The sequence below is a fragment of the Mesorhizobium sp. PL10 genome, assembly GCF_053714315.1.
Window position 1 is genome coordinate 1 of sequence record NZ_JBSKBR010000128.1, and the last position, 1590, is coordinate 1590.

The window sequence follows — 1590 nt, forward strand, 5'->3', positions numbered from 1 at the left end:
CTAGCCCGTCCTATTCATGAGCCTTGTGGTTCGAGCGCCGCTGAGCATTGGGTCATGCAGGTGTGAGGCGTCTTTTTCACCGCAGCTGAGACTGGACTTTGGAACGCGCTGGAGGTCAAGGTTTGGGTTTCGGCGGGGCTTTGATGCCCCGGCGCTCATGGTACTGCGGGCTGCAGCGTGAGAGCGATTTGTCGGAACAGGCTGGCCTCGGGACAAGCGGCGGCGAAGGCCAGGCGGATTCGCGAGACGGTTTCGATGACGCGGGCGCCGAGCTTGAGGAGCCTGAGCCGCAGCGTGGCAAACTCGGCGTTGCTGAGATGATCGGTTGTGGGCACCGCCTCGCGCAGGGTGAGCATCAGCCAGTATGCGGCGGTGTGGAGGACGAGGCGCACCTGGTTGGCAATCGGTGAGCGGCAGCTGGTGCGGTCGGAGGCAAGCTGGCTCTTGTGCATCTTGATCAGGTTTTCGGCCTGGCCGCGGGCGCAGTAGAGCACGTCGTAGACATGCGCGGCGGAATCTTTGTCGAGATCGGTGACGACGAAGCGGATGTCGAGGCCGCGGGTGGTTGCCTCGATGCGGGCGCAGACGCGACGTTGCGTCTTCCAGGATTTCGCCTTGTATCGGGTCTCGGCATAGCCGCGCAGCACCGGCCTCTGCTCGAGCGCGCGGCGGGTGCGGATATCGTCGGCGGCTTCATCAACGAGACGCTGGAGAACCTTGTTGCCGGGCAATCCGAAGAGGTAGTCGAGCGCATTGTTCTCGCACCAGGCCATGACCTCGGCCCGGCCATAGTGGCCGTCGCCGCGGACCAGGATGCGGGTGGCCGGCCAGCGGGCGCGGATGCGCCGGACAAGCCGGCGCAGATGGCCGCGGATCTCCTTGCCCGTCGGGGTCTTGCCAGGACGCAGGATCATGGCGACCGGACGTCCGGTCGCGGCGTCGTAGATGTGGATCGGCAGGAAGCAGCGCTCGTCGTAATGGGCGTTGAACAGCGAGAGCTGCTGATGGCCGTGAACGACATCAACCCGTGTCGTCGATGTCGAGCGTCACGCTTTTTGGCGGCGCGGCATAGCTCGACAGCCACAGATCGACCAGCACCCAGCCGAGCCGGATGACGGTGCGCAGGTCGGGCAGGTTCTCCAGGCGCGAGCAGGTCGGCTGCGAGCACAGATCAATCCCGCTGTCGGGCAGCCGCCCGCAGGCGAGCTTGAAGGCCGGATCGGTGCGCAGCCAGTCGAGATCGTTGGCATCCTCGTAGCCGCATGCGATCGCAAAGATGCGGGCGCGCAGAATGTCGGCCATGGCGTGCGTCACCCGCTGTGGGTCGCAGCGGACAGCCTGTCGGCCAGTTGCAGGCGTCGCTCGGCCGCGGCCAAAAGCATGACGCCACCATCCGAGGTGATGCGTCCGCCGTCAAACGCAGCTGTGATCTTCTTGCGTCCAACGGCTGGAAATGAGAGCTGCAGCAACGTATCGTCGGTCATGGCGGGTGTGGCTCGCGAAATGTGGTGGCAGGGTTGGCTTACAACCGAATCCTACGCCAAATCAATCGCTTAGGCTACATCCGCCGCCTCTCAGACGGGTCGTCGT

At 64.7% G+C, this 1590-nt stretch carries 1 pseudogene; it reads right to left on the bottom strand.

Annotated features, from left to right (window positions below):
* Positions 1 to 155: 155 nt before the first annotated feature.
* A pseudogene (locus ACWGTO_RS33385) lies at positions 156 to 1484 on the bottom strand (IS1380 family transposase).
* Positions 1485 to 1590: the final 106 nt, after the last annotated feature.